The organism is Pseudomonas yamanorum (assembly GCF_900105735.1).
Taxonomy (GTDB): domain Bacteria; phylum Pseudomonadota; class Gammaproteobacteria; order Pseudomonadales; family Pseudomonadaceae; genus Aquipseudomonas; species Aquipseudomonas yamanorum.
Genome location: NZ_LT629793.1, coordinates 6040947 through 6064298, shown reverse-complemented (window position 1 = coordinate 6064298; position 23352 = coordinate 6040947). Strand labels below are relative to the sequence as shown.

At 62.1% G+C, this 23352-nt stretch carries 21 protein-coding genes; 10 read left to right on the top strand and 11 right to left on the bottom strand.

The window, feature by feature from the left end:
• Window positions 1-96: 96 nt before the first annotated feature.
• The 9 genes from BLU46_RS28335 to BLU46_RS28295 all read left to right on the top strand — a co-directional run bounded on the left by BLU46_RS28335 (window position 97) and on the right by BLU46_RS28295 (window position 9448).
• Window positions 97-1299, top strand: coding sequence for an ABC transporter substrate-binding protein (locus tag BLU46_RS28335; RefSeq protein ID WP_093208421.1), 1203 nt, complete (start codon window positions 97-99; stop codon window positions 1297-1299).
• 67 nt (window positions 1300-1366) lie between these two features.
• Window positions 1367-2227, top strand: coding sequence for a branched-chain amino acid ABC transporter permease (locus tag BLU46_RS28330; protein ID WP_015884776.1), 861 nt, complete (start codon window positions 1367-1369; stop codon window positions 2225-2227).
• Between the two features lies 1 nt (window position 2228).
• Complete coding sequence (locus tag BLU46_RS28325) at window positions 2229-3239, top strand: branched-chain amino acid ABC transporter permease (RefSeq protein WP_063028930.1); 1011 nt, start codon at window positions 2229-2231, stop codon at window positions 3237-3239.
• Window positions 3236-3985 carry an ABC transporter ATP-binding protein gene (locus BLU46_RS28320; RefSeq protein ID WP_003215756.1) on the top strand — a complete coding sequence of 250 codons (750 nt, stop codon included), beginning with the start codon at window positions 3236-3238 and terminating at the stop codon, window positions 3983-3985. The genes BLU46_RS28325 and BLU46_RS28320 overlap by 4 nt, the downstream gene beginning before the upstream one ends.
• Window positions 3985-4680, top strand: coding sequence for an ABC transporter ATP-binding protein (locus BLU46_RS28315; protein ID WP_093208418.1), 696 nt, complete (start codon window positions 3985-3987; stop codon window positions 4678-4680). The genes BLU46_RS28320 and BLU46_RS28315 overlap by 1 nt, the downstream gene beginning before the upstream one ends.
• Window positions 4681-4693: 13 nt before the next feature.
• The gene (locus BLU46_RS28310) at window positions 4694-5965 is read left to right on the top strand and encodes a Zn-dependent hydrolase (RefSeq protein WP_093208415.1); all 1272 of its coding nucleotides are present in this window, start codon (window positions 4694-4696) and stop codon (window positions 5963-5965) included.
• Window positions 5962-7365 (top strand): amidase, encoded by a 1404-nt coding sequence (locus BLU46_RS28305; RefSeq protein ID WP_093208410.1) that lies wholly within the window; start codon window positions 5962-5964, stop codon window positions 7363-7365. The genes BLU46_RS28310 and BLU46_RS28305 overlap by 4 nt, the downstream gene beginning before the upstream one ends.
• Window positions 7366-7528: 163 nt before the next feature.
• Window positions 7529-8392 carry a LysR family transcriptional regulator gene (locus tag BLU46_RS28300; RefSeq protein ID WP_093208402.1) on the top strand — a complete coding sequence of 288 codons (864 nt, stop codon included), beginning with the start codon at window positions 7529-7531 and terminating at the stop codon, window positions 8390-8392.
• Window positions 8393-8443: 51 nt separating this feature from the next.
• The gene (locus BLU46_RS28295; protein WP_063028922.1) at window positions 8444-9448 is read left to right on the top strand and encodes a LacI family DNA-binding transcriptional regulator; all 1005 of its coding nucleotides are present in this window, start codon (window positions 8444-8446) and stop codon (window positions 9446-9448) included.
• Here BLU46_RS28295 and BLU46_RS28290 read toward each other — a convergent pair.
• From BLU46_RS28290 to BLU46_RS28240, 11 genes are all read right to left on the bottom strand, one after another.
• Complete coding sequence (locus BLU46_RS28290; RefSeq protein WP_093208399.1) at window positions 9445-10170, bottom strand: SDR family oxidoreductase; 726 nt, start codon at window positions 10168-10170, stop codon at window positions 9445-9447. The genes BLU46_RS28295 and BLU46_RS28290 overlap by 4 nt on opposite strands.
• A 138-nt stretch (window positions 10171-10308) precedes the next feature.
• Window positions 10309-11841 carry an FGGY-family carbohydrate kinase gene (locus tag BLU46_RS28285; RefSeq protein ID WP_093208396.1) on the bottom strand — a complete coding sequence of 511 codons (1533 nt, stop codon included), beginning with the start codon at window positions 11839-11841 and terminating at the stop codon, window positions 10309-10311.
• Window position 11842: 1 nt separating this feature from the next.
• The gene (locus BLU46_RS28280; protein ID WP_093210203.1) at window positions 11843-12922 is read right to left on the bottom strand and encodes an alcohol dehydrogenase catalytic domain-containing protein; all 1080 of its coding nucleotides are present in this window, start codon (window positions 12920-12922) and stop codon (window positions 11843-11845) included.
• A 69-nt stretch (window positions 12923-12991) separates the two neighbouring features.
• A complete protein-coding gene (locus tag BLU46_RS28275) occupies window positions 12992-13984 on the bottom strand; it encodes an ABC transporter permease (protein WP_093210202.1) in 993 nt (330 codons plus the stop codon).
• Window positions 13950-15458 carry a sugar ABC transporter ATP-binding protein gene (locus BLU46_RS28270; protein ID WP_093208393.1) on the bottom strand — a complete coding sequence of 503 codons (1509 nt, stop codon included), beginning with the start codon at window positions 15456-15458 and terminating at the stop codon, window positions 13950-13952. The genes BLU46_RS28275 and BLU46_RS28270 overlap by 35 nt, the downstream gene beginning before the upstream one ends.
• A gap of 63 nt (window positions 15459-15521) precedes the next feature.
• The gene (locus tag BLU46_RS28265; RefSeq protein ID WP_017475204.1) at window positions 15522-16448 is read right to left on the bottom strand and encodes a substrate-binding domain-containing protein; all 927 of its coding nucleotides are present in this window, start codon (window positions 16446-16448) and stop codon (window positions 15522-15524) included.
• Window positions 16449-17391: 943 nt separating this feature from the next.
• Window positions 17392-18834, bottom strand: a complete 1443-nt coding sequence (locus BLU46_RS28260) for a mechanosensitive ion channel domain-containing protein (protein ID WP_093208390.1) — start codon at window positions 18832-18834, stop codon at window positions 17392-17394.
• A gap of 63 nt (window positions 18835-18897) precedes the next feature.
• Window positions 18898-19764, bottom strand: coding sequence for a pirin family protein (locus BLU46_RS28255; protein WP_093208387.1), 867 nt, complete (start codon window positions 19762-19764; stop codon window positions 18898-18900).
• A gap of 135 nt (window positions 19765-19899) precedes the next feature.
• Window positions 19900-20526: an isochorismate family cysteine hydrolase YcaC gene (gene ycaC / locus BLU46_RS28250; protein ID WP_063028909.1), complete on the bottom strand. Its 627-nt coding sequence runs from the start codon at window positions 20524-20526 to the stop codon at window positions 19900-19902.
• Window positions 20527-20570: 44 nt separating this feature from the next.
• Window positions 20571-21254, bottom strand: coding sequence for an isochorismatase family protein (locus BLU46_RS28245; protein WP_063028907.1), 684 nt, complete (start codon window positions 21252-21254; stop codon window positions 20571-20573).
• Between the two features lie 84 nt (window positions 21255-21338).
• Complete coding sequence (locus BLU46_RS28240; RefSeq protein WP_093208384.1) at window positions 21339-22205, bottom strand: pirin family protein; 867 nt, start codon at window positions 22203-22205, stop codon at window positions 21339-21341.
• A 109-nt stretch (window positions 22206-22314) separates the two neighbouring features.
• Here BLU46_RS28240 and BLU46_RS28235 point away from each other — a divergent pair, with 109 nt between their 5' ends.
• The gene (locus tag BLU46_RS28235) at window positions 22315-23220 is read left to right on the top strand and encodes a LysR family transcriptional regulator (RefSeq protein ID WP_197680871.1); all 906 of its coding nucleotides are present in this window, start codon (window positions 22315-22317) and stop codon (window positions 23218-23220) included.
• Window positions 23221-23352: the final 132 nt, after the last annotated feature.

Sequence of the window (23352 nt, the reverse complement as noted above, 5' to 3'; positions counted from 1 at the left end):
CACCCCCCAACCCCCAATAAAAGGCCTGCCCACAGGCCGTGCTCCACCGTATCGCCATTGCCACTCCTGCCAATAACTAATCCAGGGAGTCACCCCATGCAGCGTCGTACGTTGTTGAAAGCCAGTCTCACCGCAGCCGCCGCCCTCAGCCTCCCGCTGAGCGTGCGTTCTGCATTCGCCGCAGAGCCCTTTACCTTTTACGGCCTCAAGTCCATGTCTGGCGCCTTTGCCAGTTATGGCAAATTTGCCGACATGGGTTCGCGCCTCGCGGTAGAACAGCATCCCGAGTTGCTCGGTCGCCCGCTGAACTACAAGGTGATCGACACCGAAGGCAACGCCGGCAAGGCCGTGCGCAAGGTCCAGGAAGCGATCCAGCAGGACGGCGCACGCTTCTTCCAGGGCTGCACCCTTTCGTCTTCGGCACTCGCGGTGGCCAAGGAAGTGAGCAAGGCCGGTGGCGTGTTCATGACCCCGGTGGGCGCCGATGAAGTCACCGGCAAGGACTGCAACAGCGCAACCTTCCGCTGGTCAGTGCCGACCTACGGTGCGATCCGCGAGACCCTCGTGCCGCTGATCAAGCTGCTGCCCGACGCCAAGCGCTGGTACACCATCACCCCGCAATACGTATTCGGCGAAGCCCTGCTCGAAGGCGCCAAATCGGTGCTGGCCGAGCATGGCCTGGAACACGCCGGCAACAGCTACCACTCGCTGCAGGAGCAGGAATTCTCCGGCTACCTGACCAACGCAATCGCCGCCAAACCCGACGTGCTGGTGCTGCTGAACTTCGGCAGCCAGTCGTCCAACACTCTGCGCCAGGCGGTGAACTTCGGTATCAAGGAGCGCATGAAAGTGCTGCTGGTGTGGTCCGCCGGCCTCGACCAGTTCCAGGAACTGGGCAGTGACGTACTGGAAGGCGTGTACCTCGGCGCTCAGTACTGGCATCAGGTCGACACCCCGCTCAACCGCGACCTGGTGAAACTGACCAAGGCCAAATACGGCATCAACCCCACCTACCCGCTGGCCGCTGACTACATCAGCACCAAGGTCATGCTCGAAACCATCATCTCAACCGGCAGTTTCGACGGGCCGACCGTGGCCAAGGCCATGCAGGGTCTGAGCTACGAAGGCCCCACCGGCAAGGAGTCGATCCGCGCCGGCGACCATCAGGTGATCAAGGATTACTACCTGCTGGTGGGCAAGGCCGCCGGCGACATGGCCGACAAGGATGACCTGGCCAAGGTGCTCAGCTCCGGCCAGTCGTTCCCGCCGGTGGAAGCCACGGGCTGCGTGCTCGGCTGATCCGCTGAAAATCTACTGGTGACACAGCGCAGGGCCGCTCACGCGGCCGCCTGCCGAGGGTTCCTGCATGCTTAATCTTTACCTGTTCCAGATTCTCAACGGCCTGGGCCTTGGGATGATTTACTTCCTGATCGCGGTCGGCTTGACGATCATTTTCGGCCTGCTGAACTTCGTCAACTTCGCCCACGGTGCGTTCTTTTTGCTGGGCGCCTACATCTGCTACACCGCCGTCAGCCTTACCGGCAATTTCTGGCTGGCACTGCTGATTGCGCCGCTGGTGGTGGCCGCGCTGGCCTGGGTGATCGAGCGATTATTGATCCAGCGGATTTATCATTTGCCGCACATGTTCCAGATTCTGGTGACCCTGGGGATCGCCCTGATCATCCAGGAAGCCAGCGTGATGATCTGGGGCCCGGTGGGCAAAAGCGTCGCCGTACCGGAATTGCTGCGCGGGGTGCTGGTGGTCGGTGATTTCGTCTACCCCTACTACCGCCTGTTCCTGATCGTGTTTTCCGGCCTCGTCGGTCTGGGCCTGTGGCTGCTGCTGGAACGCACACGCTTCGGCGCCCTGGTGCGGGCCGGCAGTGAAAGTACGGAAACCGTATCCCTGCTGGGCACCAACATCTTTCGCCTGTTCTCCATGACCTTCGCCCTCGGCGTGGCCCTGGCCGGCGTTGCCGGTGTGCTGTTCGCCCCGTTGCGCGGCGCCCAGCCCTTTGTCGGCCCGGAAATCCTCGGCGTGGCGTTCGTGGTGGTGGTGATTGGCGGCATGGGTTCCTTCAGCGGCGCACTGGTGGGCGGCCTGTTGGTCGGCGTGGTGCAAAGCCTGATGACCACACTCTGGCCCCAGGGCGCAAGCTTGATGATCTACGGCGCAATGGCCGTGGTGATTCTGGTGCGTCCTTACGGCCTGTTCGGGAGAGCCTGACATGAGCGAGAAAAATCCCCTGCCGTTCGCCAAGACCCAGTCGCGCTACATGCTGCTGTTGGTGCTCGCGGTGTTGATCGGCCTGCCGTTGATTCTGCCCTCGGCAACCCTGGCCACCGAGATCCTGATCTTTGCCATGGCCGCCCTCGCCTGCAACCTGCTGCTGGGTTACACCGGGCTGCTGTCGTTCGGCCAAGGCATCTTCTTTGGGGCCGGCGCCTACTGCGCGGCGTTGCTGATGATTCACCTGCAACTGGGCCTGTTCAGCGCATTGCTGGGCGCTGCGGTCGCCGGAGGTTTCCTGGCGTTTCTGGTGGGTGCCCTGGCGATCCGTCGCACCGGCATTTACTTCGTGATGCTGACTCTGGCCTTCAGCCAGATGGCCTACTTCGTCGCCTACACCCTGAGCGACTGGACGGGCGGCGACAACGGCCTGCTCAGCGTGCCGCGCCCGGAAATCCGTCTCGGTGACACGGTGCTGTTGTCGCTGACCGATGCCCGCGCGTTTTACGGTTTTGTCGCGGTGCTGTTCCTGTTGATCTTCATCGGCGCCCGCCGAGTGATCGCCTCGCCATTCGGCAGCACGCTGATGGCGATCCGCGAAAATGAAACCCGAGCCTCGGCCATCGGCTACGACACCCGCCACTTCAAGATCCTGGTGTTCGTGTTGTCTGGCGCCGTGACCGGGATTGCCGGGGCGCTGTACGCGATGCTGCTGCACTTTGTGCCGCTGTCGAACATCGACCTGGCGATGTCCGAGAACATTCTGATCATGACCATCGTCGGCGGCACCGGCTCGCTGTTCGGCTCCTTGCTGGGCGCCGGTTCCATCGTGCTGCTGGGGGACTTCCTGTCCGACCTGTGGCCGCGCTGGCTGATGCTGCTGGGGGTAATTCTGATCCTGGTAGTGATCTTCATGCGCGGCGGTTTGTGGGGCGGCTTGTCGACCCTGTTCGAACGTGTGCGCGGCAGCCGCAAGGCCGACGTTGTGAGCAAGGAGAAGCTGTCATGAGCATCCTGTTGGAAACCAAGAACCTGGAACTGGCCTACGGCGCATTCCACGCCGTGAACGGCGTCAACCTCAAGGTGGAAGCCGGCACCATCCACACCATCATCGGCCCCAATGGCGCCGGCAAGACCAGTCTGTTCCACTGCCTGACCGGCGAACGCCAGGCCACCGCCGGGGCGATCCATTTCGACGGCAAGAACCTGATGCGCAAACCGGCCCACGGCCGCGTCGGCCTGGGCATGGCCCGCTCGTTCCAGCTCACCAGCCTGTTCCAGAACCTCAGCGTGCGCGAGAACCTGCGCCTGGCCGCCCAGGGCCGCGACGGTGCCCGCGCCCTGAACTTCTGGCGCCGGGTCGACAGCAAGCGCGAACACCTGGAGATGGCCGACCAGGTGCTGGAACGCCTGCAACTCACCGCCCGCGCCGACACCCTGGCCGGCGAGTTGTCCCACGGCCAGCAGCGGGTGCTGGAAGTCGGCATGTCGATCTGCTCCAGACCCAAGCTGCTGATGCTCGACGAACCCACCTCGGGCATGGGCATCGACGACATTCCGATCATGACCCAACTGATCAGCGACCTCGGTCGCGACCATACCGTGCTGTTGATCGAGCACAACATGAGCATCGTCATGTCCATCAGCCAACGCATCACCGTGATGAGCCACGGCCAGATCCTGGTGGAAGGCACACCGGAATTCGTGCGCGCCGACGAGCGCGTGCGCACCGCCTATTTGGGAGAAGCCGCCTGATGCTGACCGTCGACAATATCCATTCCTACTACGACAAGAGCCATGTCCTTGAAGGCGTGTCCCTGACCGTCAATCCCGGCGAACTGGTGACCCTGCTGGGGCGCAATGGTGCCGGCAAGACCACCACCCTGCGCAGCATCCTCGGGATTATCTGCCCGCGCCAGGGCCAGATTCACTTCAACGGCCAGCCACTGGTAGGGCAGAAAATCTTCGAAATCGCCCGTCAGGGCCTGGCGCTGGTGCCGGAGAACCGCGGGATCTTCCGCCTGCTGACCGTCGAGGAAAACCTGCGCATCGCGGTGCGCAAGACCAGCCGCTGGCAGATGGAAGACGTGTACGGCATGTTCCCGCGCCTCAAGGAGCGCCGCAAAAACGCCGGCCACGCACTGTCTGGCGGCGAGCAGCAGATGCTCGCCATCGCCCGCGCCCTGCTCAACGATCCGAAGCTGCTGATCCTCGATGAACCCACCGAAGGCCTCGCGCCGGTGATCGTCGACGAACTGGTAAAGATCCTGCTCAAGGTCAAGGAAGACGGCCTGCCGGTGCTGCTGGTGGAACAGAACCTGATGGTCTGCGACAAGCTCGCCGACCGCCATTACGTCCTCGAACAAGGCCGCGTGGTGTACGAAGGCAGTGCCGAAGCCTTCCGCGCCGACCCGACGATCAAGAACCGTTACCTGGCCCTGAGTGCCTGACCGGAGACTGCTGATGAATAGTTTTGCGCAACCGCTCCAGAGCAACGCCCCGCTGATCAACCGCGACCGCCTTTGGCAATCGTTGATGGACCTCGCCCGCCTGGGCGCCACGCCAAAAGGTGGCGTATGTCGCCTGGCCCTCACCGACCTTGACCGCCAGGCCCGCGACCTGTTTGTGCAATGGTGCGAGGCGGCCGGGTGCAGCGTCAGCGTCGACGCCATCGGCAATATCTTTGCCCGCCGCGCCGGGCGTAATCCGGCACTGGCGCCGGTGATGACCGGCAGCCATATCGACACCCAGCCTACCGGCGGCAAGTTCGACGGCTGCTATGGCGTGATGGCCGGCCTGGAAGTGATCCGCACCCTCAACGATTTGAACCTGGAGACCGAAGCGCCGATTGAAGTGGTGGTGTGGACCAACGAAGAGGGCTCGCGTTTTCCGCCGTGCATGATGGGTTCCGGGGTATTCGCCGGTAAATTCGACTTGCAGGAAACCCTCGACAAACAGGACGAGCACGGCCTGTCAGTGGGCGCCGAATTGCAGCGCATCGGCTATGCCGGTTCCCGTGCGGTACTGGGTCATCCGGTGGGTGCCTATTTCGAGGCGCATATCGAACAGGGCCCGGTGCTGGAAGACCAGGCCACCACCATCGGTGTGGTCATGGGCTGCCTGGGCCAGAAATGGTTTGACCTGACCCTCACCGGCGTCGAAGCCCATGCCGGCCCGACGCCGATGCACCTGCGCAAGGACGCCTTGGTAGGCGCGGCGCAAGTGGTCAGCGCGGTGAATCGCATCGCCCACGAACAACAACCCCATGCCTGCGGCACTGTCGGTTGCCTGAGCCTGCATCCCGGCTCACGCAACGTGATTCCCGGCCAGGTGCACATGACCATCGACCTGCGCCACCTGCACGCCGACAAGCTGCAAGCGATGGTCGACGAAGTGCGCCAGGTGATCGAAGCGACTGCCGAGCAACACGGGCTGAGCTTTGAACTGACGCCTACCGCCGACTTCCCGCCGCTGGACTTCAACCCCGCCTGCGTCAACGCCGTGCGCGAGGGTGCAAGCGCTCTGGGCCTGAGCCATATGGACATCGTCAGCGGCGCCGGGCATGACGCGATCTTCGTCGCCGAACTGGGCCCGGCCGGGATGATTTTTGTGCCATGCGAAGGCGGCATCAGCCACAACGAAATCGAAAACGCCGCGCCGGATGACCTGGCGGCGGGCTGCGCCGTGTTGCTGCGGGCCATGGTCAACGCGGCGCAAGGAGGGAAAGCGGCATGACGGATATCGCCAACCTGACCGCTGTTGAGCTGCTGGCTCTCTATCGGGATAAACGCCTGTCGCCGGTGGAAGTCACCGAAGACGCATTGCTGCGAATCGAACGCTACAACCCGGCGGTCAACGCCTACTGCCACGTCGACCCGGAAGGCGCCTTGAACGCGGCCCGAGCCTCGGAACAGCGCTGGCTCAAGGGCCAGCCGTGCGGGGCGCTGGACGGTGTGCCGGCGTCCATCAAGGACCTGACGCAGACCATCGGCATGCCGACGCGCAAGGGTTCGCGCACCACCTCCGCCGAGGGCCGGTGGGAGGTGGATGCGCCCTTCTCGGCCTTCATGCGCAAGGCCGGCGCGGTGCTGCTGGGCAAGACCACCACGCCGGAGTTCGGGTGGAAAGGCGTCACCGATAATCCGTTGTATGGGATTACTCGCAATCCGTGGGACACGCGCATGACGGCGGGCGGTTCGTCCGGCGGTGCCGGTGCGGCGGCGGCCTTGAACCTGGGCGTGCTGCACCAGGGCAGCGATGCCGGTGGCTCGATCCGGATTCCCTGCGCATTCACCGGCACCTTTGGCATCAAGCCGACTTTCGGTTATGTGCCGCAATGGCCGGCCAGTTCAATGACTATTTTGTCTCACCTGGGGCCGATGACCCGCACCGTGGAAGACTCGGTGCTGATGCTGCAAACCATCGCGCAACCAGACGCGCGGGACGGTTTGATCGGCGCGCCCCGGACCACGCCATGGTTGCAGGCTGGGGCTGACTTGAAGGGCCTGCGTATCGCCTATAGCCCGAACTTCGGTTATGTGGACGTGGACCCGCAAGTGGCCAGGGTCGTCGCCAAAGCGGTCGAAGGCCTGGTGCAGTTGGGTGCCCATGTTGAGCAGATTGATCCGGGGTTCAGTGATCCGCTGGAGGTGTTCAATACCCTGTGGTTTGCCGGTGCGGCGCGCCTGGCCGGGCCGTTAAGCGATGCGCAACGGCAACTGATGGACCCGGGGTTGCTGCGCATTGCCCGACTGGGCGAGCAGATCAGCCTCAGTGACTACAGTGCGGCGCTGGAAGCACGGGCTGCGCTGGTGGCGCGCATGGCGGCATACCATGAACATTACGATGTGCTGGTTTCGCCGATGATGCCGATCACCGCGTTCGAGGCCGGGCATAACGTGCCGCCGGGCTCGGGCCTTGGGGAGTGGATGGAATGGACGCCGTTTACCTATCCCTTCAACCTGACCCAGCAACCGGCGGCGTCGGTGCCGTGCGGGTTGGCAGCGAATGGGTTGCCGGTGGGGTTGCATGTGGTGGGGGCGCGGTTTGCGGATGAGCAGGTGCTGAGAGTTTGCCAGGCGTATGCCAAGGCTTTTCCAACCGAGCACCTGCAAGCCCCAAAAACCCCAACCTGAAATGCAATCAAACTGTGGGAGCGGGCTTGCTCGCGAAGGCGGTGTGTCAGTCACCGGATATCTTGACTGACACACCGCCTTCGCGAGCAAGCCCGCTCCCACATTTTTGTCCGTATTCCAATCATCAACCCCTACAATGCCTCCTATCATCCAAGGGGGTTTCATGGACATCGAACTGGCACGCACCTTCCTCGAAATCACCCGCTGCGGCAGCCTCGCCGCGGCGGCCGAGAAGCTGCACGTCACCCAGACGGCGATCACCGCCCGCGTCAAGAACCTCGAAAGCCAGCTCAACAGCACCCTGTTCGTGCGCAACCGCGCCGGTGCGCGCCTGACCCCGGACGGCGAGGCCTTTGTGGTCTACGCCAACCAGCTGGTACAAACCTGGGAAGCCGCCCGCCGCGACCTGCCGTTGCCCGATGGTTACCGCAACGTGCTGCACATCGGTGGCGAAGTCAGCCTGTGCAACCCGTTGATGCTCGGCTGGGCCCAAGCCCTGCGTGAACACATCCCCGGCTATGCGCTGCGCACCGAGATTCGCGAGGGCGAGTACCTGTTGCGCCAACTGGAGCTGGGGGTACTGGACGCTGCACTGGTGTTCCAGCCGCAATACTGGCCGGGGTTGCAGGTGGAGCAGGTGCTGGAAGAAAAACTGATCCTGGTGCAGCTGGCGGCCCGGCCCGAGCCCTACGTGTACATCGACTGGGGCCAGGGCTTCCGTCAGCAACACGACGCGGCCCTGCCGGACAAAGCCCGCGCCGCCCTGAGTTTCAATCTCGGGCCGTTGGCCTTGCAGTACATCCTGGAGAATGGCGGCGCCGGGTATTTCCGTACGCGGGTGGTGCAGAGCTACCTGGACAGCGGTGTGATGGAGCGGGTGCCCAAGGCGCCCGAGTTCAGCTTTCCAACGTACCTGGTGTATTCCCGCGAGCGCGACTCGGCGGTTTTGCAGCAGGCGCTGGGCTTGCTGCGGGCGGTGGTGGAGGCGGAAAAGGATTGGTCGCAGCGCTGGGATCCGGTGATTTGATCCCGTGCACATGGTAGCCTCAGGTTGTTTTCTCCTGGTTTCCCCCTGCCGATGAACAAGAAAAAATCCGTCACCATCAGCGACATCGCCAAACGGGTCAACATGACCACCATCACGGTGTCCCGTGCGCTGAGCAAACCCGACCTGGTCAAGCCCGCCACCCTGGCGCGGATTCTCGAGGTGGCGCGAGAGCTGGACTACGTGCCCAACGCCTTCGCCCGCGGGCTCAAGCGCAGCGAAAGCCTGATCATCGGCGTGATTACCGCCTCGGTGGACAACCCCTTCTACAGCGAGATGATCAAGGCGATTTCCCGCGAGGCGAAAAAGCACGGCTACACCATCATGCTGGTGGACACCGATGAGCTGGAAGAACTGGAAAGCAAGGCGGTCGACACCCTGCTGGGCTACCGCGTGGCGGGGATTATTTTATCGCCGGTCTCCGATGAGCCCAGCTACCAGCCGGACTACCTGGAGCGCCTGGGCAACGGCAAGACCCCGGTGGTGTTGCTTGACCGCACCATCCACGAGAGTCCGTTCAGCCGCGTGGTACTGGACAACTACCACAGCGGCATCGAGGCGGCGCAGTACCTGGTGCGGCAAACCCCGAATCTCAAGCGCCTGCTGGTGCTGACCGGGCCGGAGCATTCGCGCATCACCATGGAACGCCTCAAGGGCTTGAAAGAAGTCCTGGCCGATCACCCGCAGGTGCAGGTCGAAGTGTGTGCCGGCGACTACACGCTGATGCCCTCCTACCTGCACACCCTCGACTACCTGGCCGAGCATTCGGCGCCGGACGCGATCATGGGCTTCAACCAGTTGATCACCCTCGGCGCGTTGCGTGCGTTGCGCATGCACAACATCCCCCACGACAGCCTGACCATCTGCGGCATCGACCGCCTGCCCTTCGCCGATATCTTCGGCGTGCCGATTGCCTGCGTGGCCCATGACGCGTCACTGGCCGGCAGCAGCGCAGTGCGACTGCTGCTGGACCGCCTCGAAGACCCGCACAAACCGCGGGACAAAGTGGTAATCGCCGGCAAACTGGAGAACGGCTAGCGGCTGGTATAGCCGCCATCGATCGGCAGGCTGACGCCGCTGATCATGCTGGCGGCATCGCTCAGCAGGAACAGCACCGGCAGGGCCACCTCCGCCGTTTCGGCAAACCTCCCGAGGGGAATCGCCGCCAATGCCGGGTCGCGCTTGGCCGGTGCCGACCATGCCATCTGCGCCATGGGCGTCAGGGTCACGGTGGGGTTGACGCTGTTGACGCGAATTCCGAAGCGGCCCCATTCCGCGCATTGCACCCGGGTGATGGCGTCCAGTGCGGCCTTCGAGGCGCAGTAGCCGAGGTGATCGTCCAGGGCTACCAGTGAGGCCTGGCTTGAGACGTTGACGATGCTGCCGGGAATCTTGGCTTCAATCATTGCATCGGCGATACGGCTGGCGACCTGGGCGGCGGCGCGGGCGTTGACGTTCATCACCTGATCGAAGGCTTCGGCGCTGATGGCAGCCGCCGGCTCCAGGCGAGAGATGCCGGCGCAGTTGACCAGGCCGTGCATCGGCGGCAGGCCTTGCAGGGCCAGGTCCAGGGCGGTGCTGTTGGCGATGTCCAGGCACAGGGTTTCGCAGCCGAGTTGGGCCAGGGACTGGGCGTCGCGGCCCAGCGCGAAAACCTCGGCGCCGCTGGCGATCAATTGCAGGGCGATTTCCCGGCCGATGCCGCTGCTGGCGCCGGTGACGAGGATGCGCTGGTGGGTAAAATCAAAAGTGGCGTTCATGGCAGGTATCCCGGAAACAATGAAGATCCAATGTGGGAGCTGGCTTGCCTGCGATAGCGGTGGGTCATTTAACCCACTTGTTACTGATGCACCGCCATCGCAGGCAAGCCAGCTCCCACACTTTTGATCGGTGTTCGCTTAAGCGTTCTGCAAGCTGTGCATCACCGGTTTCAGCGCCGGATACAGTTTCAAATACTCGGCAAATGCCCGGTCATACACCCCGACATTCCCAACCTCCGGCTCCGCCCGCAGCTCCAACTGCACCCAGCCCTTCTCCATCTCCCGATCATCCACCAACCCCACTGCATGGGCCGCCAACAACGCCGCACCCAGCGCTGCCTCCACCTCTTGCACGATGGTGTAGACCGGGTAGTGGGTGATGTCCGCAATAATCTGCATCCACAAATCCGAATGGCTCGCCCCACCCACCACAATCAACCGTGGATCAAGGGAATGCGCCCCACGGGTGCCCGCTTCGATATTGTGCCGCAGGGCAAAACTCACCCCTTCAAGCACCGCGCGGTACAGGTGGATGCGGCTGTGATACAGGTTCAGCCCGACAAAGCTGCCGCTGGCGCGGTCATCCCACACCGGGCTGCGTTCGCCCATGAGGTACGGCAGGAACAACAGCCCCTCACTGCCCGCCGGGATCTTCGCAGCGCTCTGCTCCAGCAGCCACAAACTGTCCTGCCCGGTCTCCCTGGCCTGCTGCTCTTCGGCCTGGCAGAACTGCTCGCGAAACCAGCTCACCGACGCCCCGGCGGTAATCGCACCGCCGAAGATGTACAGGTCCTGATGGCCGTTATAGACGTGGGGCATGCTCACCAGGCCATGGCGCGCGTCCACCTGCTGATTGAGATAACCCCAACACATGCTGGTGCCAATCATCGCCACGTGATTGCCCGGTCGCGTCACTCCTGCCGCCAATGTGGCCATGGCCGCATCCACGCCTCCGGCAAGGATCGGCGTACCCGCCTGCAAGCCCAATCGCCGGGCCCATTCCTCGAGCAAACCGCCGACCACTTCACCGGAATACAGCAAGCGCTCCGGCATCATCGCCAACGGAATCCCAAGCGCCGCCAGCATTTCGGCCGACCAGCCACGCCGGGCCACATCGTAGACGCCACCGATATTGCCAGCGCTGCTGTGATCCACCGCCAACTCACCGGTCAGGCACCAGTTGATGTAGCTGTTGGGCGGCAGCAGGTAACGGGTGTTGGCCCACACCTGCGGCTGGTGTTGCTTGAGCCAGAGCATCTTGGTGAAGCCGTAGTAGCTGTCCACCGAGTTACCGGTAATCGCGAACAGCCGCTCCAGGTCCACATGCTCGCGCACCCACTCCACTTGCTCGCCCGCGCGCCGGTCCATCCAGATCAGGCACGGGTGCAGCGGCGTGATCTGCGCGTCCACGGCAATTCCGGAGCCGCCATACAGGCTGCTGATGCACAGCGCCTTGACCTGCTCTTTCCCTACGCCAGCCTTGGCCATGCACTGGGCGACGCAGGTCTCGACCGCATCCAGCCAGACCTGCGGCCACTGCTCGGCCCAGCGCACTTTCGGGGTATCCACACGATACCCTTGGCTGTGCTGGGCGATGATCAAGCCGTCCGCATCCACCAGCAGCGCCTTGGTGCTCTGCGTGCCGATGTCCACACCCATTACGTAGTTCATCTCAGACCACCGGCTTCAGCAGCACCTTGATCGACTTGGTCGAGTTGGCCAGCTCAAACGCCTCGGCCCAGTTATCCAGCCCGAAGTCATGGGTCACGATACCCTTGGAGGTCACCAGGCCGCGCTCGAACAGGTCGATCGCCACCGGGTAGCAGTAAGGCCCCAGGTGCGCGCCGCGTACGTCCAGTTCCTTGCGGTCGCCGATGATCGACCAGTCGGCGCTGGTCTCAGCGCCAAACACGCTGAACTCGACAAACCGTCCGAGTTTGCGGATCAAGTCCAGGCCTTGGGTAACGCCCGCCGGTACGCCAGTGGTTTCGATGTACACGTCGCAGCCGTAGTTATCGGTCAGGCCATTGATGATCTCCCGGGCATTGTCCCGGGACGGGTTGATCACCACGTCGGCACCGTATTTCTTCGCCAGTTCCAGGCGCTCGTCGACCATGTCGATCACCACCAGTTTCTTCGGCGTTTTAAGGGCGGCCACTTGCACCATGCACAGGCCCAAGGTGCCGGCACCGGCGATGACCAGCACGTCATCCAGCTGGATCTCGCCCCGGTTGACGGTGTGAATCGCACAGGACATCGGCTCGATCAGCGCCGAATCTTCCAGGGACACCGACTCCGGAATCTTGTGCACGATGGCGGTCTTCGGGATGCGCATGTACTGGGCCATGCCACCTTCGGCCACTTCACGCTGGAAGCCGAAGATGTTGTGCACCTCGCACATCCAGTACTTGCCGGACTTGCAGAAGCGGCACTTGCCACACGGTACGATCTGCTCGGCGATCACCTTGTCGCCGACCTTCACTTCAAAGTGCTCCTCGGCGCCCTCGCCCGCTTCCACCACGTAGCCAAAAAACTCATGCCCCGGCACCACCGGCGCCTTGACCCACGGGTTGTCGCCGCCCCAGAACATCGCGGCGCCGGAATGGCATTTGCAGTCACTGGCGCAGATGCCGCAGGCGGCGATGCGGATCACCAGTTCATTGACCCGCGCCTGGGGTTTGCTGATGCGTTCCAGGCGGTAGTCTTTCGGGCCGTGGCAGACGACGGCTTGCATTTCGTTGTGCTTTTCCATGATGTGCGGACCTTTCTTGAGCATGAGAGAACCCCTCGCGGCCACCATGGCCGCGTGGAGATAACCGGTTTACTTGTGGCGCTGACGGCTGATAAAGATCGCCAGCAAAATGATCCCGCCCTTGATCACACTCTGGACGTAGGGCGAGACCCCGAGCATGTTCAAGCCGTTGTTCAACACCCCCAGCAGCATGGCGCCGAGCAAGGTGCCGACAATTACCCCGCGCCCGCCGGCAATCGAGGCGCCGCCCAGAACCACGGCGGCAATCGCGTCGAGCTCAAACGACACCCCGGCATTCGGCTGGCCGCTCATCAAGCGCGAGGTCAGCACCAGCCCGGCAATCGCGGCGGTGAAACCGCTGATGCCATACACCAGCAACTTGAAGCGCGCCGCCCGCACACCGGACAGGCGCACCGCTTCCTCGTTGCCGCCAATCGCGTAGATATAACGACCGATGCGGGTGTGTTGCAGCAGTACATAGGCCGCCAGGTACGTCACCAGCATGATCAGGATCGGCACCGAGATGCCGAACAGGCTTTCGCGGCCAAAGAAGCCAAACCACTCCGGCAAACCGGAAATCGGGTAGCCGTCGGTGTACATCAGGCCGAACCCACGGGCGATGCCCATGGTCGCCAGGGTGACGATGATCGGCGGCATATGCAGGTAGGCGACAAACAAACCGTTGCCGATGCCGAAGGCCACGCCGACCAGCATTCCGGCGCCAATCGCCAGGCCCGGCGGCAACCCGGCGACCATCAAGCCGGCGGTCAGGGTGCCGGACAAGGCCATTACCGGCCCCACCGACAAATCGATGCCGCCGGTGAGAATCACGCAGGTCATGCCCACCGCGATAATCGCGTTGATCGACACCTGGCGCGCAATGTTCGACAGGTTGTTGGCGGTGAGGAAATTGTCGCTGGCGAAGATCATCACCAACGTCACCACCAGCAGCCCGACAAAGGGATAAAACGCCGGTGAGCGAATCAACCGCGCCAGGTTCAGGCGCAGCCGGCTCGGCCCCACGGCATTAATGGACGTATTCACTTGAGCCCCCTGTTGCATGGCGCATGACCTCTTGAGGATTGACGGCAGACGCTTCCAGTACCTTGACGATGGCGCCCTTGTGGAACACGGCGACGCGGTCGCACATGCCGATGACTTCCGGCAGTTCCGAGGAAATCATGATGATTGCGTAGCCTTGTTCCGTGAGGCTGCGCATCAGCGCATAGATCTGTGCCTTGGCCCCGACGTCGATGCCACGGGTGGGTTCGTCGAACACCAGCACGTCGCAGTGATGGTTGATCCAGCGGGCAATCACGACTTTCTGCTGGTTGCCGCCGCTGAGGTTGAACACCCGGCTCTCGCCGCTGGGGGCCTTGATCGACAGCTGGCGCATCAGGGCTTCGACACTGGCGCATTCCTTGTCCTTGTCGATCAGGCCGCTGGCGTTCTGGTATTTGGGCAGGTTGTTGAGGGAGATGTTTTCGCGAATGCTGAAGTCGGTGATCAGCCCCTCGGTCTTGCGGCTTTCCGGCAGCAGGCCGATGCCATGGGCCAAGGCCTGGGCCGGGTCGTCGAGGGTGATTTTTTCACCCCGCAGCCATACGTCTTTGCTCACCGACGGCAGCGCGCCCATCATGCCCAGCGCCAATTCCGTACGCCCGGAACCCACCAGGCCGGCAAAGCCGAGAATCTCGCCCTTGTGCAATTCAAAGTGGTTGTGGGGGCCGTTGCGCACCAGTTGGATGTCCTTGACCTCCAGCAACAGCGGCCCGCGTTCGCTGGTGGGTTTGGCTGGAAAACTGCACTCCAGGCGGCGGCCGACCATCATTTCCACCAAGCGGTCGATATCGCTGTCGGCCACATCGGTGACGCCCACATTGCCGCCGTCGCGCAGCACGCTGATGCGGTCGCACACCTGGAAAATCTCCTCCAGATGATGGGAGATAAAAATCACCGCCACACCCTGGCGCTTGAGCTCACGCATGATCTCGAACAGCAGCTCGGCTTCGCTCGGCGTAAGGGTGGCGGTGGGTTCGTCGAGTACCAGCAACCGCGCATCCAGGGCCAGGGCCTTGGCGATCTCGACGAACTGCTGCTCGGCCACACTCAGGTGCTTGACCGCGCATTGCAGGTCAATGCTGACGCCGAGGCGCCTGAACAACGCCTCGCTCGCCTCGACCATTTCGCGCTTGCGCAACAGGCCAAAACGGTTGCTCAGCTCATGGCCGAGGAAGATATTTTCCACTGCCGTGAGGTAGGGAATCAGGCTGAACTCCTGAAACACGATACCGATACCAGCAGCAATCGCATCACGGTAGGTCGCGAACTGTCGGGCCTCGCCGTCGATCAGGATCTGCCCTTCGTCCTGGTGCTCGACCCCGCCAAGGATCTTCATCAGGGTCGATTTGCCCGCGCCATTTTCCCCGAGCAAGGCATGAATCTCGCCCCGCTGCACTTCCAGGTTGATCGCCTTGAGAGCTTGCACTCCCGGGTAGCGCTTACAGATGTTTTCCAGCTTCAGAAGACTGCTCATACCGCCGACCTCGCATTCAGATGGATGACCTGTGCCCCACGCCTGGCGTGGGGCCTGGGTGTTTTACCAACTGAAATCCTTGGCTTTGGCCTGGTCGATCAGGGTGATATCCACCGGGATCGTGGCCGGCACTTGCGAGCCCCACTTCTTGGCCAGGGCGATGCCCAGGGCCAGGCGGATCTGGTCACGGGGGTATTGCGCGGAGGTGGCGATGAATTTACTGCCGGGTTTCTGGATGGCCTTGATCGCTTCCGGTGCGCCGTCGACGCTCACCAGTTTGACGTCCAGGCCACTGGCTTCGATGGCCGAGAGTGCGCCGAGGGAGCCGTTGTCGTTGACGCTGAAAATGCCCTTGAGGGTGGGCTGGGCCTGCAGCATGTTTTCGGTGACGGTCAGCGCCTGGTCACGTTCCTGCTTGCCGTTCTGGATGCTCACGATCTTGATGTCGGGGTGCTTGGCCACGGCCTCTTTGCAACCGCGGACGCGTTCCAGGATCGGCACCACGGCGATGCCGTCGAGGATGGCGATATTGCCTTTGTCACCGATGTTCTTGGCCAGGTATTCGCAGGCCTGGAAGCCGGCGTCGAAGTTTTTCGAACCGACGAAGGAGTCCAGTGGGCCTTCGGCTTGGGCGTCGACGGCGACCACGACTACACCGGCGGCGTGGGCGGATTTGACGGCTGATTGCACGCCGACCGAGTCGGTGGGGTTGATCAGCAGGATGTCGATGCCCTTTTGCAGCATGTCTTCGACGTCGCTGACCTGTTTGGACACGTCGTGGCGGGCGTCGGTGATGATCAACTGCGCACCGATGGTCGCCCCGGCTTCCTGCAGGGCGTCTTTCATGGTGACGAAGTAAGGGTTGTTGATTTCCTGGAAGGACGCCCCGATGCGGATGGGGGCGGGTTTGGTGTCGGCTAGTGCCAGGCCAGAAGTGCCAAGATTGATGCTCAGAGCCAACAAACACAGGGTTTTCGGAAGCATTTTCATGGTGGGGATCTCTGTTTTGTTTTTATTTTTAGAGCAAATGTTATCGTTAACATTTTGTAAGAAACTAGCAAAGAAATTCGGGGGTCGCAAGGGGTGTTTGATCGGGGTGGCGGGGGGGGTGGACATATCCGTTGCTGCGGTAACGGCCGCCTAGGGTTCCGCTCTTACAGCGGCTCACTTTTGAAAAGCGCAAAAGTAAGCAAAACGCTCTTGCCCCACCACTCGGCTCCTCGCCTAGGCTCGGAGTGCCCTCACTCCGGCTTTGGACCGTGGGCCGCCGTCATGGGCCATCCTTGGCCCAGGACGGCTAACCTGGCGTCCTGCCAGGTTACCCACGCTCCAAAGCATGCGTTCGGCCAGCGTGGTTTAACGGGGCGCCTAAGATCAAGATCAAGATCAAAAGCAAGAGCACAGCGGCCTACCGGCCGGCTTGAGTGTTGTAAAGCAAAGGCACAAGCCAAATCAAAAGCGGGCACGGTCAAATGTGGGAGCTGGCTTGCCTGCGATGGCATCAACTGGGTGTACCTGATGCACCGAGTTGTCTGCATCGCAGGCAAGCCAGCTCCCACAGAAAAGCAGCTCTGTTTTCGCTCTGGTCTTTGCCTTTGCTTTTAACACTCAAGCCGGCCGGGAGGCCGCTGTGCTCTGGCTTTTGATCTGCTTTTGATTTTGATCTGCGGGCCCCGTCAACCACGATGGCCGCAAGTAGGCACGGTGGAGCGGGTAAATCGGCAAGGATGCCGATTTAGCCGCGCCGGGCCATGGATGGCCCGTCGCGGCGGCCCGCGGAATCGGGCCGGAGTGCGGGCATGCCGAGCCTAGGCGAGGCACCGAGTGGTGGGGCAAAGACCTTTTGGTTACTTTTGGGGCGTTTGCCAAAAGTGACCCGCTGTAAGAGCGGAACCATAAGCCGCCGTTACCGCAGCAACGGATATGTACACCTTCAGGCCCGACTCCGCAGCCACTGCATAAACCCTTTCTTAACCGGCACCACAGGCGCCTCCTGCGTCAAACTCTGAGCCGCATGCAACCTGAAATCCAGCAGGCTTTTCATAGCCTCACTGATGTCATGCCGAGCATCCAGACAAGGCTTCAGATACTCCTTCTCAATCCGGTACAACGTACAAAACGTCTTCGCCGAAAAGTCCGCAGGCACACCCTGCTCCGACAAAATCCCGGCCTCACCAATCACCTCCCCTGGTCCCATCCGCCCGGCTTCAAACTTGTGCCCCGCCTTGGTCAACATCACCGAAATCACCCCGGACTCAATGATAAACAGGTGATCACTCACCTCCCCCGCCGGCAAAATCATCTCCCCGGCGCGAAAGGTCTGCAGCGTCATGTTCTGGCTGAACGTCTCCTTCTCCTCCTGCCTCAACGTCGAGAAAATAGACGAACTCTCCAACAACGCCCGAGCCCGGGAAACCGCCACCGGCGCATTACTCTCGGCCGCCGACAACAAACTCACCCCCGCCGCCTGCAAATGCCGAAACGCCAAATCATAAAGTTGGTTACGCACCTCACGCTTGAGCGCCATCGCCGGCACAAACCCGCTGATCTCATACTCCACCCCACCACTGGCCGACGTCTTGAACGCCACACTCGGCGCCGGCTTGGCCAACAACGGCCGACATCCCTGCATCGCCCGCTCCAGCGCATCCAGCACGGTTTGCGGCCGCGCATGGGGGCTGACCTGCAGGCTGACTGCCAGGCCAAACATATCCGCCGGGCGCGAGAAGTTGATGATCTTGGCCTTGGCCGCCAACGAATTGGGCACCACCGCCAGGCTGCCCTGGGAGGTTTGCAGTTGGGTGGCGCGCCAGTCGATGTCGATCACCCGGCCTTCGGTGCCGTCGATGGAGATCCAGTCATCCAGTTGGTAGGGCTTGGTGGTGTTGAGGACGATGCCGGAAAACACGTCGCTCAAGGTGCTTTGCAACGCCAGGCCGACGATGATCGCCACCGCGCCGGAAGTGGCCAGCACGCCCTTGACCGGCAGGTCGAGCACGTAGGCCATGGCCGCGATGATCGCGATCAGGAAGATCACCGCGCCCACCAGGTCCTGCAACAGCCGCCCGGTGTGGCCGACCCGCTGCATCATCACCGCGCCGAGTAATACCGTGAGGGTGCGCGCCGCAAACAACCACCAGCCGATCTGGAACGCCGTCGCCGCCAGGTGCAGCGCCACGTTGTCGCCGAACGGCGCGACCTGCATCGGGTTCATGCCTTCGTTGAACAGCACGGCGCTGAACACCGCAAAGATCACCAGCCGCGCCGCCAGCTTCCAATTGGCGAAATCGGCAGAGATCAGGCGCCATACGGCGATGTCGATCAGCACCAGCGCCAAGGCACAGAACATCGGGTGATCGGAGATAAATGAGGGCATTCAGGCGACTCCAGGGCGAATGCCATGAAGATCGCATGAAATGCCTTTGGAGGGTATAGCGCCCTAGCGCTGCATCTGCCCGAATTGCCCGGACTGATAGTCAGCAAACGCCTGGTGGATTTCCTGCTCGGTGTTCATCACGAACGGGCCGTGACCGACGATGGGTTCGTCGATCGGCTCGCCGCTGAGCAACAGCACCATGGCGTCGTCGCTGGACTCGAGGCGCAGTTGCGTGCCATCGCGCTCAAACAGCGCCAACTGCCCTTCACGCGCCACTTCAGTGCCGTTGATCCGCACCGTGCCGCGCAACACCACCAGCGCCGTGTTGCGCCCGGCGTGCAGGTCCAGCGTCACAGAGCGGCCGGCTTTGAGGCGCATATCCCACACGTCGATCGGTGTGAAGGTGCGAGCCGGGCCTTTGACCCCGTCGAACTCGCCCGCGATCAGGCGCAGGCTGCCGGCGTTGTCGGCCAGGGGCAGCGTCGGAATATCGCCATCGAGAATGGTCTGGTAACCGGCGTCGGTCATTTTGTCCTTGGCCGGCAGGTTGACCCACAACTGGACCATTTCCAGGGCGCCACCGCTGCGGGCGAACGCTTCGGAGTGAAACTCCTCGTGAATGATGCCCTTTGCCGCAGTCATCCATTGCACATCGCCCGGGCCGATGGTGCCGCCGGCGCCGGTGGAATCGCGGTGCTCGACTTCGCCCTTGTAGACGATGGTCACGGTTTCAAAGCCGCGATGGGGATGCTGGCCCACGCCGCGCCGTTGCTCGGTCGGGGTGAATGCCGCAGGACCGGCGTGATCCAGCAACAGGAACGGGCTGATCTGCTTGCCCATGGTGTCGTAGGAAAACAGCGTGCGAACCGGAAAGCCGTCGCCGACCCAATGGGCGCGCGGGCTGGTGTAGATGCCGATGATGTTTTTCATAGTGTCTCCAATAGTGGATACACCTTAAATCTGATACCAATCTGGCGCTAGACGGCAAAAACAGCTCTTTCTGTTCCATTAGCAAGACAATTAAACACTACGGGCCAAGCGCGTGGCCCGCAGTGAATCCAAGGCTTATTTAGCGCCGGTCAACGCGTTGTAGCTGGTAAACAGATTGCGGTAATCCGGGATGTGATTGGCGAACAGAGCACCCAGGCCCTCGACATCGTTGCGCCAGTCGCGATGCAGCTCACAGGCCAGGCCGAACCAGGTCATCAGTTGCGCGCCATTGGCTGACATACGGTCCCAGGCCGACTGGCGAGTGATCTCGTTGAACGTGCCGGAAGCGTCCGTGACCACGAACACCTCAAACCCTTCCGCCAGGGCCGATAAGGCCGGGAACGCGACGCACACCTCGGTCACCACACCCGCGATGATCAGTTGCTTCTTGCCGGTGGCCTTGATCGCCTTGACGAAATCCTCGTTGTCCCAGGCATTGATCTGGCCCGGACGGGCGATGTACGGGGCATCCGGGAACAGCGCCTTGAGTTCCGGCACCAGCGGGCCGTTGGGGCCGGTTTCAAAGCTGGTGGTAAGGATGGTCGGCAGCTTGAAGTACTTGGCCAGGTCGGCCAGGGCCAACACGTTGTTCTTGAACCTGTCCGGTTCGATGTCACGCACCAGGGACAGCAGGCCAGCCTGATGATCAACCAGCAGAACGGCGGCGTTGTCCTTGTCCAGGCGTTTGTATTGAGTCGTCATGAGTAGTCCTCTTTCGTCGATTAAAGGGTGAGTCTCAGTGGCACTCAGCGCTGGGAATCCAGCACTTCGTGTTCGGTCGCCACTTGCTGGGCCTTGAGGTAGCTTTCGATCAGCAACTGGTAATGCGGCATGGCCTGGGTGTAGACCTGGGCCCACTGCTCGGCATCCGGACGGTTCCATGAACCTTGCAGTTCGGAGAGGGTTGCCATGATGTCGATTGGCACCACGCCGGCCTGGGACAACCGGGCAATGGTGAGGTCCGTCGCCAATTTGGAGTGGTTGCCCGAGGCATCGACCACGGCAAACACTTTGTAGCCTTCATACACCGCGCTGATGGAGGGAAACGCCAGGCATACGCTGGTGAGGGTGCCGGCGATCACCAGGGTTTTCTTGCCAGTGGCTTTGACCGCCGCGTGAAACTCGGGGTTGTCCCAAGCGTTGATTTCACCTTTGCGCGCCACGTATTGGGCATGGGGCGCCGCCTGCTGGATCTCGGGGATCAGCGGGCCGTTGGGGCCCTGCGGCACCGAGGCGGTGGTGATCACCGGGATATTCAATAGCGTCGCGGCGCGGGCCAGGGCGATGGCATTGGCGCGCAACTGCGGCACGTCCATGTCCTTGACGATCTGGAACAGGCCACTTTGATGGTCGATCAACAACATTGCCGTGTCGCTGGCGTCGATGACGGGTTTGTGACCGTTAAAGTTGGCCGGAGCAGCAGTAGTCATGGGCTTTTCCTCTTTTCTATGGGCAACAGCCATCCTTGGCCGGTAAACCGGCCTGGCTGTCGGGGGTTGGTTTTGCGGGGTGTATCAGGTGTGCATCTGGCCGAATTGACCGGACTGGAAGTCGGCAAAGGCCTGGTGGATTTCCTGCTCGGTGTTCATCACGAACGGACCGTGGCCGACGATGGGCTCGTCGATAGGCTCGCCACTGAGCAGCAGGAACATGGCGTCATTGTTCGACTCCAGCGCGAGTTGATCACCGTCACGCTCGAACAACGCCAACTGCCCTTCGCGCACCAGTTCCAGGCCATTGACCTGCACGGTGCCCTTGAGCACCACCAGCGCCGTGTTGCGCCCGGCGTGCAGGTCAAGGGTCACCGCCTTGCCAGCGTTGAGTCGCACATCCCACACGTCGATCGGCGTGAAGGTACGGGCCGGGCCTTTGGCTCCGCCGAACTCACCCGCGATCAGTCGCAGGCTGCCGGAGTTATCGGCCAGGGGCAGCGCCGGAATATCACCGTCGAGGATGGTCTGGTAACCGGCGTCGGTCATTTTGTCCTTGGCCGGCAGATTCACCCACAACTGCACCATTTCCAGGGCGCCGCCACTGCGGGCAAAGGCCTCGGAGTGGGACTCTTCATGAAGGATGCCCTTGGCCGCAGTCATCCATTGCACATCGCCCGGGCCAATGGTGCCGCCGGCACCGGTGGAGTCCCGGTGTTCGACTTCGCCCTTGTAGACGATGGTCACGGTTTCGAAGCCGCGATGGGGGTGCTGGCCGACTCCGCGGCGTTTATCAGTCGGGGTGAAATCGGCAGGCCCGGCGTGGTCCAGCAGCAAGAAGGGGCTGATGTGTTTGCCCATGGTGTCGTAGGAAAACAGCGTGCGAACTGGAAAGCCGTCGCCCACCCAATGGCCTCGTGGGCTGGTGTAGATACCGATGATATTTTTCATGGTGCGTCTCCAAATGGGTGAAAGCAGTGCATGGATCAACCTTAAATCCGTTACCTTTGCAGGGCTAGATGGCAAAATTGACCCTTAGCGTTCTATTTGGAGAACGATAGTGGAAGACCTGAACACCCTCTATTACTTCACCCAAGTGGTCGAGCATCGAGGCTTTGCAGCGGCAGGCCGGGCGCTGGACATCCCCAAGTCCAAGCTAAGCCGGCGTATCAGCCAGTTGGAAGAGCGTCTGGGCGTACGCTTGATCAACCGCACCAGCCGGCACTGTTCCCTCACCGAAATCGGCCAGGCCTATTACCAGCGCTGCCTGGCCATGCGCGTGGAAGCGGAAGCCGCCGCCGAGGTGATCGAGCGCAACCGCTCCGAACCCCAGGGCATTGTGCGTTTGAGTTGCCCTACGGCCCTGCTCAACTCCTGGGTCGGGCCGATGCTGACCCGCTACATGATCAAGTACCCACTGGTGGAACTGCACCTTGAAAGCACCAACCGCCGAGTGGATGTGATTCACGAAGGCTTCGACATCGCCCTGCGCATTCGCTTTCCGCCACTGGAAGACACTGACTTGGTAATGAAGGTGCTGGGCAACAGCACCCAATGCCTGGTGGGCAGCCCGGCATTTGTGTCACGCCTGTCAACGCCGCCGTTGCCGGGGGACTTGAACGGGTTGCCGAGTGTGTACTGGGGATCGGCGCAACGGGAATATCAGTGGGAGTTGTTTGGAGAGAACGGCGCCAGTGCGGTCATCCGGCATTCTCCGCGGATGATCACCGATGATTTGCTGGCGCTGCGGCATGCGGTGTGTGCCGGGGTGGGTGTCGCCCATCTGCCCAGCGTGGTGGTGCGTGAGGAAATCGCCGCAGGACGGATGGTGAACCTGATCCCCGGCTGGGCGCCGAGGACCGGCATCGTGCACGCAGTGTTTCCGTCGCGCCGAGGGTTGCTGCCTTCGGTACGAAGCCTGATTGATTTTCTTGGGGAGGAGTTCGCGCGAAGCGATATGGCATGACGACGCCGCCGGCGCCGACCGGCGCATCCGACATGGGGTCTGTGCAGGGGCTGGATTATTTTATATTTCAGCCATAATATGGCGAAAAATATTACGCACGTAATTTTTAGCTCACCCCGCCCCACGGAGCCC